The following is a 14,741-nucleotide window of genomic DNA, read 5'->3' as shown; positions in this document are numbered from 1 at the left end:
CTCTTTGGTGCCGGGGGTATAGCTCAGCTGGGAGAGCGCTTGCATGGCATGCAAGAGGTCAGCGGTTCGATCCCGCTTACCTCCACCAAACTGAAGAATGCAGTCCCCATCGTCTAGAGGCCTAGGACACCGCCCTTTCACGGCGATAACCGGGGTTCGAATCCCCGTGGGGACGCCATACAAGGCGGTCCGGCCAATGGCTGGAAAGCAAGCCGGTGAAAGCCGGGCAGGTCAGCGCGGAGTGGTAGTTCAGTCGGTTAGAATACCGGCCTGTCACGCCGGGGGTCGCGGGTTCGAGTCCCGTCCACTCCGCCAGTTTCAAGAGCAGGGCTTCGGCCTTGCGATGTTTCGGAAGTGACGCTCCGGGGCAGTTGCGGTGGGCTTTTTCAGAAGCTATAATCGCCGACTCGTTGTGGGGGTATAGCTCAGCTGGGAGAGCGCTTGCATGGCATGCAAGAGGTCAGCGGTTCGATCCCGCTTACCTCCACCAAAGGTTTTTTGCAGTAGATAGGCTTGCAGTCCCCATCGTCTAGAGGCCTAGGACACCGCCCTTTCACGGCGATAACCGGGGTTCGAATCCCCGTGGGGACGCCAGAAAAGGCGGTCCGATGTTGCTCGGGTCGCAACCGGCGAAAGCCGGAGCAGGTCAGCGCGGAGTGGTAGTTCAGTCGGTTAGAATACCGGCCTGTCACGCCGGGGGTCGCGGGTTCGAGTCCCGTCCACTCCGCCACCAAAAAAGCCACCGTACGGTTTCCGTGCGGTGGCTTTTTTCCGTCTGCGGCCGCAACGGGCATGCTTCCGTTGGTCCTAGGGGAGGGGCCCGCATGCGCCCCTCCTCGCGCCTTACGCCCCCTGCTTCTTGATGCGGTAGTTCAGCTGCGGCCGCGTCATGCCCAGCAGTCGCGCCGCCGCCGACAGGTTGCCGTTGGCGCGCTCGACCGCGTGCTGCAGCAGGCGCTGCTCGAAGGCGTCGAGCGACATCCCCGAGTCGAGTACCGCCGCGGCGAGATCCTGCTGCGCGCGTCGCGCGGTTTCGAGCCCGCCCTGGGCGCTGAGCGAGTGCTCGCGGGCGTGCTCGTCGAGCGTGCCGATGAAGAGGTGCTCGACCTCGATCTGGCCGTTCTGGGGCGCGAGGATCACGCCGCGCTCGAGCACGTTCTCGAGCTCGCGCACGTTGCCCGGCCAGGCGTGCAGCTTGAGTGCGTGCATCGCCTTGTCGCTGAGGCCGGCGATGCGCTTGCCGTGCAGGGTTTCGAAGCGGCGCACCATGGCCTCGACCAGTGCGGGAATGTCGCCGGTGCGCTCGCGCAGCGGCGGGATGGTGACCGGATAGACGTTGAGGCGGTAGTACAGGTCGCGCCGGAAAGTGCCGGCATTGACCGCCTTCTGCAGGTCGACGTTGGTCGCGGCGACGAGGCGGACGTTGACCTTGCGCGTGCGCTCGTCGCCGAGGCGCTCGATCTCGCCTTCCTGCAGCGCGCGCAGCAATTTGGCCTGCGCGGGCAGCGGCAGCTCGCCGACCTCGTCGAGGAAGAGGGTGCCGCCATGCGCGCGTTCGAACTTGCCCGCGCGCGAGGTGTGCGCGCCGGTGAAGGCGCCGCGTTCGACGCCGAAGAGCTCGGATTCGATCAGCTCGTCGGGCAGCGCGGCGCAGTTGACCGCGACGAAGGCCTCGTCCTTGCGCGCGCTCATCTCGTGCAGGGTACGGGCGAAGCGCTCCTTGCCGACGCCGGTCTCGCCGAGCAGCAACACCGACACGTTCGTGGACGCGGCGCGACCGATGAGGTCGTAGGCGTGCAGGAAGGCGGCGGAGCTGCCGATGAGGTCGGGGGTGCGGCGCGGACAGGAGATCGTGCGGCGCATGGCCTCGATCTCCTCACGCAGCTCGAGCAGGCGGCCGACGATCGAGTCGGCCTGGAAGTAGGGCAGCAGCGTGTCCGCGTCGGGCCAGTCCTCGGCAGGGCGACCGACGATGCGGCAGCGCTCTTGCCCGGTCGCCGCGCATTCGGTCTCGCGGAAGAGGATGAAACGCCCGGTGAAGGCGCTGGTGTAGCCGGAGGCATAGCCGATCATCATCCAGCACACTGGCTCGGCGGATTCGCCGAAGGCCTGCACATGCGCCTCCGCCTCCCAGGCGTTTTCCCACAGGAATTCGGCGTAGAAGCTGTTGCCCGGGCCGCCGAACTCGAGCCGTACCGGCTCGACGCGCGCGCAGCCTTCGAGCATGTGCAGCTGCGGCCCCATCACGAAGGCGTCGGCCAGGTCGCTGCCGCTGCGTGTCTTGCGTGCCAGCTCGGCGTCGCGCATCCCCGAGGCGAAGCCCATGCGGGTGAGGATGCGGCGCGCCTGCTCGCGGCCGACCGATTCGATCAGCTCCTTGCGCAGCTCGGCCATTGCGCCGGCGTGCAGCAGCAGCATGCGGTGCTCGCCGAGCCAGATGAGGCCGTCCTCCGCGGCGAAGCGCAGCAGGCTGCGCAGGTCGGCGTTCTCCGGGTATTGGATGCTGGCCAATTGGTCTCCTCCAGGCGGGTTTCGCTTCCGCTCTGCGGCGGTTGGTTTCCGGGGTCGTCGTGGTGGCCGGGCGAAGCGATCAGATTACCTCAGGCCGATTGGCTTCGGGTGGCACGAAATCCTTTCGATTATGTAGAAAATCTCGAGAAAAAGAAACGGCGTAGGACAAGGAGCCGGACTTTTCACCATCTCGCCGATCCTGTCCTTCTTCAGCATGAGCGCGGAGTGACGCTGCCCGGCAAGCGGGGTGGGACGACTCGCCGGCCAGACGGCTTGCTGCATGGCAATAAATAGACTAAATCAAATAATCAACGAGACGCTGGATTTGATCATTTGGTGAAGCGGGTAGTCGTCGCCACAGGCTTGGAATATCGAGAAAGTGGCTGAATCAGGCTATAAACGTGGGTTTTCTGAAATTGGCACGGAACTTGTTAAGTAGTTCCCTGCGGCCAGCCCGTGTTGATCAATCCGAAGGAGTGTGGGCCATGAAGAACAGCGAACCGGCGGTGGACCTGAACCGGAAGTTCGTCCGTCTGATCGAGCGTCGTCCGGACGGTTTCGTGGAATTCGAGTTCGCCATCGGCGACCCCGAGCTGTTCGCGGAGATGTTGCTGCCGTCCGACGCCTACGACTCCTTTTGCCAGTCGAACCACGTCGTCTTCCTGGAGCCCCGCGTGGAGGAAACGAAGGGCGAGGACGAGTCCGGGGACTGGAACTGGAACCTGCATCAAGCCACCCACCAGCGCTTCCGCTGAGCGCCGACAGACGAGTACACAGGAGGAGATTCCACGCAGATCGATTTGCGCACCGTCACCATCAAGCCGCTGCGGCAGACGTTCGACAACATCGTCCGGCGCATCGGCGCGGACAAGCCCGCGTCGCGCTACCAGGAAGGCACGCTGGACATGCAGCAGACGGCGAACTTCCATTACCGCCCGACCTGGGATCCCGAGCACGACATCTACGATGCCTCGCGCACCGCGATCAAGATGGCCGACTGGTACGCCTTCAAGGATCCGCGCCAGTTCTACTACGGCGCCTACACCCTGGCGCGCGCCAAGCAGCAGGACACCGCCGAGGCCAACTTCGACTTCGTAGAGAACCGCGGCCTGGCCGCAACCCTGCCCGAGTCCGTGCGCAAGACCGTGCTCGAACTGCTGCTGCCGCTGCGGCACGTGGCCTGGGGCTCGAACATGAACAACGCGAGCGTCTGTGCCTACAGCTACGGCACGGGCTTCTCGCAGCCGCACATCTACCAGGCGATGGACCAGCTCGGGATCGCCCAGTACCTCACCCGCGTCGGCCTGCTGCTCGGCGACGTCGAGGCGCTGGACGAGGCCAAGCGCGCCTGGATGGACGATGACGCCTGGCAGGGCCTGCGCCGCTACGTCGAGGATTCCTTCGTGATCAAGGACCCGGTGGAGCTCTTCGTGGCGCAGAACGTCGCGCTCGACGGCCTGCTCTACCCGCTGGTGTACGAAACCATCATCGACGACGTGCTGTCGTCCCAGGGGGGCACGCCGGTGGCGATGCTCACCCAGTTCATGACCGACTGGTTCACCGAGACCCGGAAGTGGGTCGACGCCACGGTGAAGATCGCCGCGGCCGAGTCGCCCGAGAACAAGGAAGTCATGGCGCGCTGGCTGAGCCAGTGGCGTGATCGCGCGGCCGCAGCGCTGCTGCCGGTCGCGCGCATCGCCCTCGGCGACCGCTCGGACGAAGTCCTCGGCGAAGTCGTCCAGCAATTCAACGCGCGCATGGCCAAGGCCGGCGTCGCCCTCTGAGCGGAGCATTCAATGTCGACCGTATTTCTCGCATTGCAGACCAACGAAGACACCCGCCCGATCATCGAGGCGATCCTGCAGGACAACCCCGGCGCCGTCGTGGATGAGCAGCCGGCGATGGTGAAGATCAACGCCGACGGCCGCCTCGTCGTGCGTCGCGAGACCATCGAGGAGCTCATCGGCCGCGACTACGACCTGCAGGAGCTGCAGGTCAACATGATCACCATGTCGGGCAACCTCGATCAGACCGACGACGAAATCACCCTGTTCTGGAAATCCTGAGACCCCGAGGAGACACGAAAATGGACATGCAAGTCGCCAAGAAGAAGCTCGGCCTGAAAGAGCGCTATGCCGTGATGACGCGGGGCCTCGACTGGACCCCGTCCTACCAGAAGATGGAAGACATCTACCCGTACATCGCCTACGAGGGGATCAAGATCCATGACTGGGACAAGTGGGAAGACCCGTTCCGCCTGACCATGGACGCCTACTGGAAGTACCAGGCCGAGAAGGAACGCAAGCTGTACGCGATCATCGACGCCTTCAACCAGAACAACGGCCATCTGAACGTCACCGACGCGCGTTACATCAACGCGGTCAAGCTGTTCATCAGCGGCATCAGCCCGCTCGAATATATGGCGCACCGCGGCTTCGCCCACGCCGGCCGCCAGTTCCCCGGCCCCGGCCCGCGCGTCGCCTGCCTGATGCAGTCCCTCGACGAGATCCGTCACGCCCAGACCCAGGTCCACGCCGTCTCGAACTACAACAAGTACTACAACGGCATGCATGACTTCCATCATGCCCACGACCGCGTGTGGTTCCTGTCGGTGCCGAAGAGCTTCTTCGACGACGCCATCACCGCCGGCCCGTTCGAGTTCATGGTGTCGATCGGCTTCTCGTTCGAGTACGTGCTGACCAACCTGCTGTTCGTGCCCTTCGTTTCCGGCGCGGCCTACAACGGCGACATGGGCACCATGACCTTCGGCTTCTCGGCCCAGTCCGACGAAGCCCGCCACATGACCCTGGGCCTCGAAGTCATCAAGTTCATCCTGCAGCAAGACCCGGCCAACGTGCCCATCGTGCAGCGCTGGATCGACAAGTGGACCTGGCGCGGCTACCGCGTGCTGACCCTCGTCGCGATGATGATGGACTACATGCTGCCCAAGCGCACGATGAGCTGGAAGGAGGCCTGGGAGGTTTACTTCGAGCAGAACGGCGGCGCGCTGTTCAAGGATCTGGCCCGCTACGGCATCAAGATGCCCGACTGCGCGGCCCAGATCGCCCTCGAAAAAGACCACCTGTCGCACCAGGCCTGGAGCACCTTCTACAACTACTGTGCCGTCACCAACTTCCACACCTGGATGCCGGACGAGGACGAAATGGCCTGGCTGTCGGCGAAGTACCCGAACAGCTTCGACAAGCACTACCGCCCGCGCTACGAGTTCTGGCGCGAGCAAGCCGCCAAGGGCAATCGCTTCTACAACAAGACGCTGCCCATGCTGTGCCAGACCTGCCAGATTCCGATGATCTTCACCGAGCCGGGCGACGCGACCAAGATCTGCTACCGCGAGGTCGATTACAAGGGCGACAAGTACCACTTCTGCTCCGACCACTGCAAGGAGATCTTCGAGCACGAGCCGGAGAAGTACGTCCAGGCCTGGCTGCCGGTGCACCAGATCTACCAGGGCAACTGCTTCCCCGAGGGCACCGACCCGACGGTGGAGGGCTTCGACCCGCTCGCCGCGGTGCTGGAGTACTACAAGCTGGAGCACGGCCGCGACAACCTCGACTTCGACATTTCCGAGGACAAGAAGAACTTCGCCGAGTGGCGCGGCCAGGCGACGAAGAACATCTGACCCACGCACGCTGCGGGCGCCTCGGTGCTCGCAGCGATCAAGCGATCGCTAGGAGACAAGACATGGCTGTTGCCGCAATTTCGAAGTACGAATTCGCCCCCGCTGACACGCAGGACAAGTTCCACGGAGCCCAGTTGTTGTACATCGGCTGGGAAGATCACCTGCTGTTCTGCGCGCCCTTCGCCTTCCCCTTCCCGTCGACCATGCGCTTCGGCGACGTCGTCGCCAGGCCGATGCAGGCCGCCTTCGGCTACCACCCCGATTTCGCGCAGATCGACTGGGCGAAGGCGGAGTGGCTCAAGTCGGGCAAGCCGTTCGCGCCCGACTTCGACAAGTCGCTGGCCGAGAACGGGCTCAAGCACAAGGACGTGATCCGCTTCCGCACGCCCGGCCTCACCGGCATCAAGGGCTCCTGCAGCTGATCGCCCCCCCCCCACCGGGGTGCGGCGCGCGCCGCACCCCGCGCACCCCGCCAGAGAACGCACAAGAACGGAAGCGCACCATGAGCTACGAACTGACGATTGAACCGATCGGCCAGACGATCGAGGTGGAGGAGGGCCAGACCATCCTCGACGCCGCGCTGCGCGCGGGGATCTGGCTGCCCCACGCCTGCTGCCACGGCCTGTGCGCCACCTGCAAGGTGCAGGTGCTCGACGGCGAGATCGACCACGGCGAGGCCTCCAGCTTCGCGCTGATGGACTTTGAGCGCGACGAGGGCAAGACCCTGGCCTGCTGCGCCCGGCTCGAGTCCGACGTGACCATCGAGGCCGAGATCGAGGAAGATCCCGACGCCGAGTCGATCCCGGTGCGCGACTTCCCCGGCACCGTGACCCGCATCGAGGCGCTGACGCCGACGATCAAGGCGGTGTTCATCGAGACCGACGAGCCGATGCATTTCCAGGCCGGCCAGTACATCAACTTCTTCCTCGAGGGCGGGGAATACAGCCGCGCCTTCTCGCTCGCCAACCCGCCGTCCACCGGCCGCGAGGTCGAGCTCAACATCCGCATCGTGCCTGGCGGCCGCGGCACCACCTGGGTCCACGAGCAGCTGCAGGTCGGCGAGCGCGTGCGCCTGTCCGGCCCCTACGGGCGCTTCTTCGTGCGCAAGTCGGCGCCCGAGGCGCTGCTGTTCATGGCCGGGGGCTCGGGTCTGTCGAGCCCGCGCTCGATGATCCTCGACCTGCTCGAGGCCGGCGACACACGGCAGATGACCCTGGTGTACGGCCAGCGCAACCGCGCCGAGCTCTACTACCACGACGAATTCCTCGCCCTCGCGGCGAAGCACTCCAACTTCACCTACGTGCCGGCGCTGTCCGACGAGCCCGCGGATTCGGGCTGGGAAGGCTTCCGCGGCTATGTGCACGAGGCGGCGACGGCACACTTCGACAACGACTTCCGCGGCCACAAGGCCTACCTGTGCGGCCCGCCGCTGATGATCGACGCCTGCATCACCGCGCTGATGCAGGGACGCCTGTTCGAGCGCGACATCTACATGGAGAAGTTCTTCTCCGCGGCGGACGTGCAGCAGGTACGCAGCCCGCTGTTCAAGAAGATCTGAGACGGGCGAGGACGGACGGATGAGCATCATGTCCAGCGCGCAACCGGCGGCGCCAGCGACCGCTGCGGACGATCCGGAGATCGGCCGCAGCATCCACGCGGCCGGCATCCTGACCAACTACCACGACCTCGGCGAGGGCTTTCCCGCGCTCTTCATCCACGGCTCGGGTCCCGGCGTCTCCGCCTGGGCCAACTGGCGCCTGGTGCTGGCGCCGCTCGCGCAGCGCATGCGGGTGATCGCGCCCGACATGGCGGGCTTCGGCTTCACCGAGCGGCGTGCCGACCTGCGCTACGACATCGACACCTGGGTCGCGCAGGCGCTCGGGCTGATGGATGCGCTCGGGCTGGAGCGGGCAGACGTGGTGGGCAACTCCTTCGGCGGCGCGCTCGCGTTGGCGCTGGCGATCCGCCACCCGCAGCGCGTGCGCCGGCTGGTGCTGATGGGCAGCGTGGGCGTGCACTTTCCGATCACGCCGGGGCTGGACGCGGTGTGGGGCTACACACCCTCGTTCGAGAACATGCGCCGGATCATGGACTGCTTCGCCTGGGACCGCAGCCTGGTGAACGACGAGCTCGCCGAACTGCGCTACCGCGCCAGCGTCCGCCCGGGCTTCCAGGAGTCCTTCGCGAGCATGTTCCCCGCGCCGCGCCAGCGCTGGGTCGATGCGCTCGCCAGTCGCGAGGAGGACATCCGCGCGCTGCCGCACGAGACCCTGATCATCCATGGCCGCGACGACCAGGTGATTCCGCTGCAGACCTCGGAGACCCTGCTACGCTGGATCGAGCGCGCACAACTTCACGTGTTCGGCCGCTGCGGGCACTGGACGCAGATCGAGCACTCCACGCGCTTCGTGCGTCTGGTCGGCGACTTCCTCTGCGAGGAGGGCGAGCGCCGAGCCTGGCCGGCGGCAGGGCGGGCTGAAGGCGGTACTTGAAGGCTTCGTGGCGCGCCCGCAGGGCGGCACGGGCCACGGCAGGATCCGTCGAACGACGGATGAAGATCGAGCAAACCGACCCGGGCGGGCGTGCCGTCCCGGGCATATCAAGAGAGGAGCAGACAACATGGCAATGACAGGCGTACTTCGTCCGGGACACATCTCCCTGCGTGTCCTCGACCTCGAGGAAGGCATCAACTTCTACAAGAACACCCTCGGCCTGGTCGAAACCGGCCGCGACGGCCAGGGCCGCGTCTACTTCAAGGCCTGGGACGAGCGCGAGCACAACAGCGTACTGATCCGCGAGGCCGAGAGCGCCGGCGTGGACTTCTTCGCCTTCAAGGTCGCCGACAAGGCGACGCTCGACAAGCTCGACGCCGACCTGCAGGCCTTCGGCCTGAAGACCGAGCGCATCCCCGCCGGCGAGATGCTCGAGACCGGCGAGCGCGTGCGCTTCGAGGTGCCGTCGGGCCACCTGATCGAGCTCTATGCCGAGAAGACCGACATCGGCAACGGCCAGTCCTATGTGAACCCGGACCCGTGGATCCCGGATGCCGAGCGTGGCATCGCGCCCTCGCGCATGGACCACTGCCTGCTGTACGGGCCGGACATCGAGAAGGTGCAGGAGATCTTCGAGAAGGTGCTCGGCTTCTACCTCGTCGAGCACGTGGTGATGGAAGACGGCAAGACCGACCTGGCGATCTGGCTGTCGTGCTCGACCAAGGCCCACGGCATCGCCTTCGTGCGCCACCCCGAGCCGGGCAAGCTGCACCACATCTCGTTCAAGCTCGACAGCTGGGAGAAGGTGCTGCGCGCGGCCGACATCATGTCGATGAACCGCATCTCGATCGACATCGGCCCGACCCGCCACGGCGTCACCCGCGGCACCACGATCTATGCCTTCGACCCCTCGGGCAACCGCTTCGAGACCTTCTGCGGCGGCTACGACACCTACCCCGACTACAAGACCATCACGTGGACCTGGGACGAGGTGGGCGCCGGGATCTTCTATCACGACCGCAAGCTCAACGAGCGCTTCCTGAGCGTGGTGTCCTGACCGCGGCCGCGCCGGCGCTCCCTGCCGATCGGGCAGGGGCGCCGGTGGGCGCGCAGGCAGGTTGAACGGGGCGTGCGTCCGGCGAACTCAGGACTTGTGCTTGCCGGCGAAGAACTCCGCCGGAAGCAGCTTCACCGCGTCGAGCGTGCGCAGCACGTGCTCGGTGAGGATGGAGGTCGCGCGCGTGGTGTCGCGTGCCAGGCTGGCGTTGAACAAGGCCTGGTGCTCGGCGTGGATGTCGCGCGGGATCGGATGGCTGAACAGGCTCAGGCGCCGGTAGCGCTCGGACTGCTGGTAGAGGATGTGCTGGAAATGACGGATCCAGCGCGAGGGCGACGCGGCGATCAGTGCCTCGTGGAAGGCGCGGTTGCGCCGCTCCCACTCCTCGGCGGCCAGCGAGTCGTGGTCGCCGAGCTTTTGCTCGGCGCGAGAGAGGCGGTGGAAAGCCGCGACCACGGAGGCCTCCCAGTCCTCGCCGCCGAGCTGCAGCGACTGGCGCAGGGCTTCGGTCTCGAGCAGCAGGCGGGTGCGGGTGATGTCCTCGAAGTCCTCGATGGAAATCGGCGAGACGCGGAAGCCGCGTTGTCCCTGGGCGACCACCAGGGCGTCGGTGACGAGCAGGAGGAGGGCCTCGCGCAGGGTGCCGGCGCCGACCTCGTAGCGGTCCTTGAGATGTTCGACGCGAAGTTTCTCGCCGGGCGGGTGAACGCCCTCGATGATGTCCCGGCGCAGGCGCTGGTAGGCCCCCTCGACGAGGGTCTTGGGCTCGACGGCCTCCGGTGTTCTTTGCGGAACGGCTTCGTTCATGATTGCGAAAATGTTGGAAACACCCCGGTTCCCGATTCTATCCGAGCGGGATGGAATTAGCTTCTTCTATAAATCTCGAGAAAAATCCTTGACGTCGACATTGCCCTGGCCTATCTTCAAAAACATTACAAATCAAACCTGAACCACAGGAGCTCACCCGATGAAAGTCGCTGTTCCTCAGGCCACCATCAGCTGGGAGGCGGCACATGCCGCCGTCGCCGCCGCGGTCGAGAAGGCCGAGGCGCTCGGGGTGCGGATCAACGTCGGTGTTGCCGACGCCTCCGGCAACCTCGTCGCTTTCCTGCGCATGCCCGGCGCCTTCCCGCAGTCGATCGCGATCGCCATCGACAAGGCCTACACCGCCGGCGGCTTCGGCTTCCCGACCGGGAAGTGGATGGACGTGTGCGCCGGCAACGAGGGCATGAAGCTGGGCTTCTCGGCACAGCCGCGGCTGGTCGTGTTCGGCGGCGGCCTGCCGATCCGCGTCGGCGGCGAGCTGGTCGGCGGCATCGGCGTTTCGGGTGCCTCCGAGGACCAGGATGGCATCTGCGCACGCGCAGGGCTGCTCGCGATCGGCGCCGACGACGTCGAGCCCTGAGCGGCGAGTTCTTTTTTTCGTCCGCACTGCGGGCATCTCCCGGTTGCAGTCGTGCGGCGGTCCGTCTCTCTCCCCTCTCCCCGGACCGTCGCGCGGCCTGCATTCCTGGAAACGACTCAACCCCAAAGGAAGACAGGCATGAACAAGATCAAGTGTGCGCTGATCGGACCGGGCAACATCGGCACCGACCTGCTCTACAAGTTGAAGCGTAGCCCGGTGCTCGAGCCGGTGTGGATGGTGGGCATCGACGCCACCTCCGAAGGCCTCGCGCGCGCGCGCGAGCTCGGCCTCAAGACCACCGCCGACGGCGTCGACGGGCTGCTGCCGCATGTGAAGGCCGACGGCGTGCAGATCGCCTTCGACGCCACCTCGGCCTATGTGCATGCCGAGAACAGCCGCAAGCTCAACGAGCTCGGCGTGCTGATGATCGACCTCACCCCGGCCGCGATCGGCCCCTTCTGCGTGCCGCCGGTGAACCTCGTCGAGCACGTCGGCAAGGGTGAGATGAACGTGAACATGGTCACCTGCGGCGGCCAGGCCACGATCCCGATGGTCGCGGCGGTGTCGCGCGTGCAGCCGGTGGCCTACGGCGAGATCGTCGCCACCGTGTCCTCCAAGAGTGCCGGGCCCGGCACGCGCAAGAACATCGACGAATTCACCCGCACCACTGCCGGCGCGGTCGAGAAGGTGGGCGGCGCCAGGAAGGGCAAGGCCATCATCATCCTGAATCCGGCCGAACCGCCGCTGATCATGCGCGACACGGTGCATTGCCTCACCGAAACCGAACCCGACCGCGAGAAGATCACCGCCTCGATCCACGCCATGATCCAGGAAGTGCAGAAGTACGTGCCCGGCTACCGCCTGGTCAATGGCCCGGTGTTCGACGGCAACCGCGTCTCCGTCTTCCTGGAAGTCGAAGGCCTGGGCGACTACCTGCCCAAGTACGCCGGCAACCTCGACATCATGACTGCGGCCGGCGCGCGCACCGCCGAGATGTTCGCCGAGGAGATCCTCGCCGGGCGTCTGCAGCTCGAATCCAACCGCGCCACGATGGTGGCCTGAGCGCCCCGGCACAAGGAGATGAACATGGAACTTCGCGGCAAGAAGATCACCGTCCACGACATGACCCTGCGGGACGGCATGCACCCCAAGCGCCACCTGATGACGCTCGAGCAGATGAAATCGATCGCCACCGGGCTCGATGCGGCGGGCGTACCGCTGATCGAGGTCACCCACGGCGACGGCCTCGGTGGCAGCTCGGTCAATTACGGCTTCCCGGCGCACAGCGACGAGGAATACCTCGGCACCGTGATCCCGCTGATGAAGCAGGCCAAGGTCTCGGCGCTGCTGCTGCCGGGCATCGGCACCGTCGATCACCTCAAGATGGCGCACGAGCTCGGCGTGTCCACCATCCGCGTCGCCACCCACTGCACCGAGGCCGACGTCTCCGAGCAGCACATCGGCATGGCGCGCAAGCTGGGCATGGACACCGTCGGCTTCCTGATGATGGCGCACATGAACAGCCCCGAAGGCCTGGTCACGCAGGCCAGGCTGATGGAGAGCTACGGCGCCAACTGCATCTACGTCACCGACTCGGCCGGCCACCTGCTGCCCGACACGGTGAAGGCACGCCTGTCCGCGGTGCGTGACGCGCTCAAGCCCGAGACCGAACTCGGCTTCCACGGCCACCACAACCTCGCCATGGGCGTGGCCAACAGCCTGGCCGCGCTGGAAGTGGGTGCCACCCGCATCGACGCGGCCGCCGCGGGCCTGGGTGCCGGCGCGGGCAACACCCCGCTGGAGGTCTTCATCGCGGTGTGCGACCTGATGGGCATCGAGACCGGCGTGGATGTGTTCAAGATCCAGGACGTGGCCGAAGACCTGGTGGTGCCGATCATGGACTTCCCGATCCGCATCGACCGCGATGCGCTCACGCTCGGCTACGCCGGGGTGTACGGCTCCTTCCTGCTGTTCGCCAAGCGCGCCGAGAAGAAGTACGGCGTGCCGGCGCGCGAGATCCTGGTCGAGATGGGCAAGCGCGGCATGGTCGGCGGCCAGGAAGACATGATCGAGGACACCGCGCTCAACCTCGCCAAGGCGCGCGGCCTGGCGGTGTGAGTCGCCGCCGGTGCGGCGCGGGCCGCACCGGTCGTTTTCCGCGGGCCGGACGCCGGGGGCGCCGGCTCGCAATAGTTCGACAACCGGAGGAAGAGACCATGCCGCTGGCAGAAATCACCATGATGGAAGGCCGTACCGAAGACCAGAAGCGCGCAGTGATCCAGAAGGTGACCCAGGCGATCGTCGAGGCCGTCGGCGCTCCGATCGAGAGCGTGCGCGTCGTCATCCGCGAGGTGCCCAAGACCAACTGGGGCATCGGCGGGGTGTCGGCGAAGGACCTCGGGCGCTGACGGTCGTGCACCCGCGAGAATGAGATTCACCGAGCGCTCCGCAGAGGGCGCCGGTCCAGGAGCAGCACACTCGTCGCAAGACCAATCAAGGAGGAATTCAAGGGATGAACATCAGCAAGATTGCGGCTGCGGTCGCGCTCGGTGCGCTCGCGATCGGCGGCGCCCACGCCAAGGAAGGCGGTGACCAGTATCCGAACGGGGCCGAGACCTGGCTGGCCGGCGCGGTGCCGCCGCCGGGGAACTAATTCATCAACTACTTCGGCTATTACAGCGGGGATCTGGTCGACGGTGGCGGCAACAAGGTCGCGGGCGCCGGCGTCGATGCCTGGTTCAACGCCTTCCGCTTCGTGCACACCAGCGAGTACAAGATCCTGGGTGGCAACTGGGGTTGGCACGTGATCGTGCCGCTGGTGCATCAGGACGTGGCGCTGGGTGCGGGCTCGGAGTCCAAGTTCGGTCTTGGCGACATCACCATCGACCCCTTCATCGTCTCCTGGCATTCCAAGAACTGGCACTGGGCGATCGGGCTCGACATCAATCTGCCGGTGGGAGCCTACAAATCGGGTGAGCCGCGCCAGAGCATCGGCGCCAACTACTGGAGCTTCGAGCCGCTGTTCGCGTTCAGCTACATGGGAGACACCGGCTGGGAGGTGTCGTCCAAGATCATGTACAACATCAAGACGTCGAACAGTGATTTCCGTCCCGCCCTCGGCGCGCCCAAGATGAAGTATGAGTCGGGTGACGAGTTCCACTTCGACTATCTCGTCGGCAAGCGATTCGGGCCGTGGGGCGTGGGGCTGTCCGGTTACTACCTGAAGCAGACGGGCAATGACAAGCTCAATGGACAGACGATCTCGTCCGCGCTTGGACCGTGGTCGGACGGACGCAAGGGTGAGGTCTTCGCCATCGGCCCCACCGTCAGCTACACGACCAAGGGCGGCGTGCATTTCACTGGCCAGTGGAACCGTGAAACGGGCGCGGAGAACCGCTTCGAGGGCGACAAGTTCATCCTCAAGCTGATCATGCCGCTGTAAGAGGCGGCGGGGCCTTTCCCGGAGCTGCGCGCACAACCCCGGCACACCGTCCTGGTGGCCGGGGTTTTTCGTCTGCCGTGTGCGCGGAGCGGCCGATCGTGACCATGCAAAATATTAATCACGATTATTTATAAAAATCTCGAGAATTATGCGTTAGAGTAGAGCTCTACCCGCGGTGATGCGCAATCCGGCTT

14 protein-coding genes, 6 tRNA genes and 1 pseudogene are annotated in these 14,741 nt (G+C 65.6%); 19 read left to right on the top strand and 2 right to left on the bottom strand.

The window, feature by feature from the left end; genetic code table 11:
• The first annotated feature begins 12 nt into the window (after positions 1-12).
• The 6 genes from TMZ1T_RS14950 to TMZ1T_RS14925 all read left to right on the top strand — a co-directional run bounded on the left by TMZ1T_RS14950 (position 13) and on the right by TMZ1T_RS14925 (position 730).
• A tRNA-Ala gene (locus tag TMZ1T_RS14950) sits at positions 13-88 on the top strand.
• Positions 89-102: 14 nt separating this feature from the next.
• Positions 103-178, top strand: a tRNA-Glu gene (locus TMZ1T_RS14945).
• 60 nt (positions 179-238) lie between these two features.
• Positions 239-315: transfer RNA gene (locus TMZ1T_RS14940), tRNA-Asp, on the top strand.
• A gap of 99 nt (positions 316-414) precedes the next feature.
• Positions 415-490: transfer RNA gene (locus TMZ1T_RS14935), tRNA-Ala, on the top strand.
• A 28-nt stretch (positions 491-518) separates the two neighbouring features.
• Positions 519-594, top strand: a tRNA-Glu gene (locus TMZ1T_RS14930).
• A gap of 59 nt (positions 595-653) precedes the next feature.
• Positions 654-730, top strand: a tRNA-Asp gene (locus TMZ1T_RS14925).
• A 113-nt stretch (positions 731-843) separates the two neighbouring features.
• Here the strand turns inward: TMZ1T_RS14925 and TMZ1T_RS14920 are convergent.
• Positions 844-2,511: a sigma-54-dependent Fis family transcriptional regulator gene (locus TMZ1T_RS14920; RefSeq protein WP_012585817.1), complete on the bottom strand. Its 1,668-nt coding sequence runs from the start codon at positions 2,509-2,511 to the stop codon at positions 844-846.
• 485 nt (positions 2,512-2,996) lie between these two features.
• On the opposite strand from TMZ1T_RS14920, the gene TMZ1T_RS14915 reads away from it, so the two are divergent.
• The 8 genes from TMZ1T_RS14915 to TMZ1T_RS14880 all read left to right on the top strand — a co-directional run bounded on the left by TMZ1T_RS14915 (position 2,997) and on the right by TMZ1T_RS14880 (position 9,700).
• Complete coding sequence (locus TMZ1T_RS14915; protein ID WP_004265992.1) at positions 2,997-3,266, top strand: phenol hydroxylase subunit; 270 nt, start codon at positions 2,997-2,999, stop codon at positions 3,264-3,266.
• 45 nt (positions 3,267-3,311) lie between these two features.
• The gene (locus tag TMZ1T_RS14910) at positions 3,312-4,295 is read left to right on the top strand and encodes an aromatic/alkene monooxygenase hydroxylase subunit beta (protein WP_012585816.1); all 984 of its coding nucleotides are present in this window, start codon (positions 3,312-3,314) and stop codon (positions 4,293-4,295) included.
• Between the two features lie 12 nt (positions 4,296-4,307).
• A complete protein-coding gene (locus tag TMZ1T_RS14905) occupies positions 4,308-4,577 on the top strand; it encodes an MmoB/DmpM family protein (RefSeq protein WP_004265988.1) in 270 nt (89 codons plus the stop codon).
• 20 nt (positions 4,578-4,597) lie between these two features.
• Positions 4,598-6,151 (top strand): aromatic/alkene/methane monooxygenase hydroxylase/oxygenase subunit alpha, encoded by a 1,554-nt coding sequence (locus TMZ1T_RS14900; RefSeq protein WP_012585815.1) that lies wholly within the window; start codon positions 4,598-4,600, stop codon positions 6,149-6,151.
• 62 nt (positions 6,152-6,213) lie between these two features.
• Positions 6,214-6,573 carry a phenol hydroxylase subunit P4 gene (locus tag TMZ1T_RS14895; RefSeq protein WP_012585814.1) on the top strand — a complete coding sequence of 120 codons (360 nt, stop codon included), beginning with the start codon at positions 6,214-6,216 and terminating at the stop codon, positions 6,571-6,573.
• An 80-nt stretch (positions 6,574-6,653) separates the two neighbouring features.
• Positions 6,654-7,709, top strand: a complete 1,056-nt coding sequence (locus tag TMZ1T_RS14890; protein ID WP_004265972.1) for an NADH:ubiquinone reductase (Na(+)-transporting) subunit F — start codon at positions 6,654-6,656, stop codon at positions 7,707-7,709.
• A gap of 19 nt (positions 7,710-7,728) precedes the next feature.
• The gene (locus TMZ1T_RS14885) at positions 7,729-8,643 is read left to right on the top strand and encodes an alpha/beta fold hydrolase (RefSeq protein WP_004265969.1); all 915 of its coding nucleotides are present in this window, start codon (positions 7,729-7,731) and stop codon (positions 8,641-8,643) included.
• Positions 8,644-8,770: 127 nt separating this feature from the next.
• Positions 8,771-9,700 carry a catechol 2,3-dioxygenase gene (locus TMZ1T_RS14880; protein WP_012585813.1) on the top strand — a complete coding sequence of 310 codons (930 nt, stop codon included), beginning with the start codon at positions 8,771-8,773 and terminating at the stop codon, positions 9,698-9,700.
• 87 nt (positions 9,701-9,787) lie between these two features.
• Here the strand turns inward: TMZ1T_RS14880 and TMZ1T_RS14875 are convergent, their stop codons facing one another.
• Positions 9,788-10,507 (bottom strand): GntR family transcriptional regulator, encoded by a 720-nt coding sequence (locus TMZ1T_RS14875; RefSeq protein ID WP_004265939.1) that lies wholly within the window; start codon positions 10,505-10,507, stop codon positions 9,788-9,790.
• A 160-nt stretch (positions 10,508-10,667) separates the two neighbouring features.
• On the opposite strand from TMZ1T_RS14875, the gene TMZ1T_RS14870 reads away from it, so the two are divergent.
• The 5 genes and pseudogenes from TMZ1T_RS14870 (at position 10,668) to TMZ1T_RS14850 (ending at position 14,547) form a co-directional block, all read left to right on the top strand.
• The gene (locus tag TMZ1T_RS14870; protein WP_004265936.1) at positions 10,668-11,105 is read left to right on the top strand and encodes a GlcG/HbpS family heme-binding protein; all 438 of its coding nucleotides are present in this window, start codon (positions 10,668-10,670) and stop codon (positions 11,103-11,105) included.
• Between the two features lie 138 nt (positions 11,106-11,243).
• Positions 11,244-12,167, top strand: coding sequence for an acetaldehyde dehydrogenase (acetylating) (locus TMZ1T_RS14865; RefSeq protein ID WP_004265933.1), 924 nt, complete (start codon positions 11,244-11,246; stop codon positions 12,165-12,167).
• 24 nt (positions 12,168-12,191) lie between these two features.
• Entirely contained in the window at positions 12,192-13,223 is a 1,032-nt protein-coding gene (dmpG, locus tag TMZ1T_RS14860; protein WP_004265916.1) for a 4-hydroxy-2-oxovalerate aldolase, read from the top strand.
• A gap of 98 nt (positions 13,224-13,321) precedes the next feature.
• The gene (locus TMZ1T_RS14855; protein WP_004265915.1) at positions 13,322-13,513 is read left to right on the top strand and encodes a 2-hydroxymuconate tautomerase; all 192 of its coding nucleotides are present in this window, start codon (positions 13,322-13,324) and stop codon (positions 13,511-13,513) included.
• 104 nt (positions 13,514-13,617) lie between these two features.
• A pseudogene (locus tag TMZ1T_RS14850) lies at positions 13,618-14,547 on the top strand (SphA family protein).
• The last annotated feature ends 194 nt before the right edge of the window (positions 14,548-14,741 follow it).

Origin of the sequence: Thauera aminoaromatica (assembly GCF_000021765.1) — a bacterium.
Lineage (GTDB): Bacteria > Pseudomonadota > Gammaproteobacteria > Burkholderiales > Rhodocyclaceae > Thauera > Thauera aminoaromatica.
The sequence above is the reverse complement of the archived record's forward strand: the minus strand, read 5'-3'. Positions and strand labels throughout refer to the sequence as shown.

Coding starts and splice junctions, on each gene's coding strand:
- TMZ1T_RS14895 (WP_012585814.1), top strand. CDS start 6,214: ATGGCTGTTGCCGCAATTTCGAAGTACGAATTCGCCCCCGCTGACACG.
- TMZ1T_RS14870 (WP_004265936.1), top strand. CDS start 10,668: ATGAAAGTCGCTGTTCCTCAGGCCACCATCAGCTGGGAGGCGGCACAT.
- TMZ1T_RS14875 (WP_004265939.1), bottom strand. CDS start 10,507: ATGAACGAAGCCGTTCCGCAAAGAACACCGGAGGCCGTCGAGCCCAAG.
- TMZ1T_RS14880 (WP_012585813.1), top strand. CDS start 8,771: ATGGCAATGACAGGCGTACTTCGTCCGGGACACATCTCCCTGCGTGTC.
- TMZ1T_RS14915 (WP_004265992.1), top strand. CDS start 2,997: ATGAAGAACAGCGAACCGGCGGTGGACCTGAACCGGAAGTTCGTCCGT.
- TMZ1T_RS14905 (WP_004265988.1), top strand. CDS start 4,308: ATGTCGACCGTATTTCTCGCATTGCAGACCAACGAAGACACCCGCCCG.
- TMZ1T_RS14865 (WP_004265933.1), top strand. CDS start 11,244: ATGAACAAGATCAAGTGTGCGCTGATCGGACCGGGCAACATCGGCACC.
- TMZ1T_RS14885 (WP_004265969.1), top strand. CDS start 7,729: ATGAGCATCATGTCCAGCGCGCAACCGGCGGCGCCAGCGACCGCTGCG.
- TMZ1T_RS14900 (WP_012585815.1), top strand. CDS start 4,598: ATGGACATGCAAGTCGCCAAGAAGAAGCTCGGCCTGAAAGAGCGCTAT.
- TMZ1T_RS14890 (WP_004265972.1), top strand. CDS start 6,654: ATGAGCTACGAACTGACGATTGAACCGATCGGCCAGACGATCGAGGTG.
- dmpG (WP_004265916.1), top strand. CDS start 12,192: ATGGAACTTCGCGGCAAGAAGATCACCGTCCACGACATGACCCTGCGG.
- TMZ1T_RS14855 (WP_004265915.1), top strand. CDS start 13,322: ATGCCGCTGGCAGAAATCACCATGATGGAAGGCCGTACCGAAGACCAG.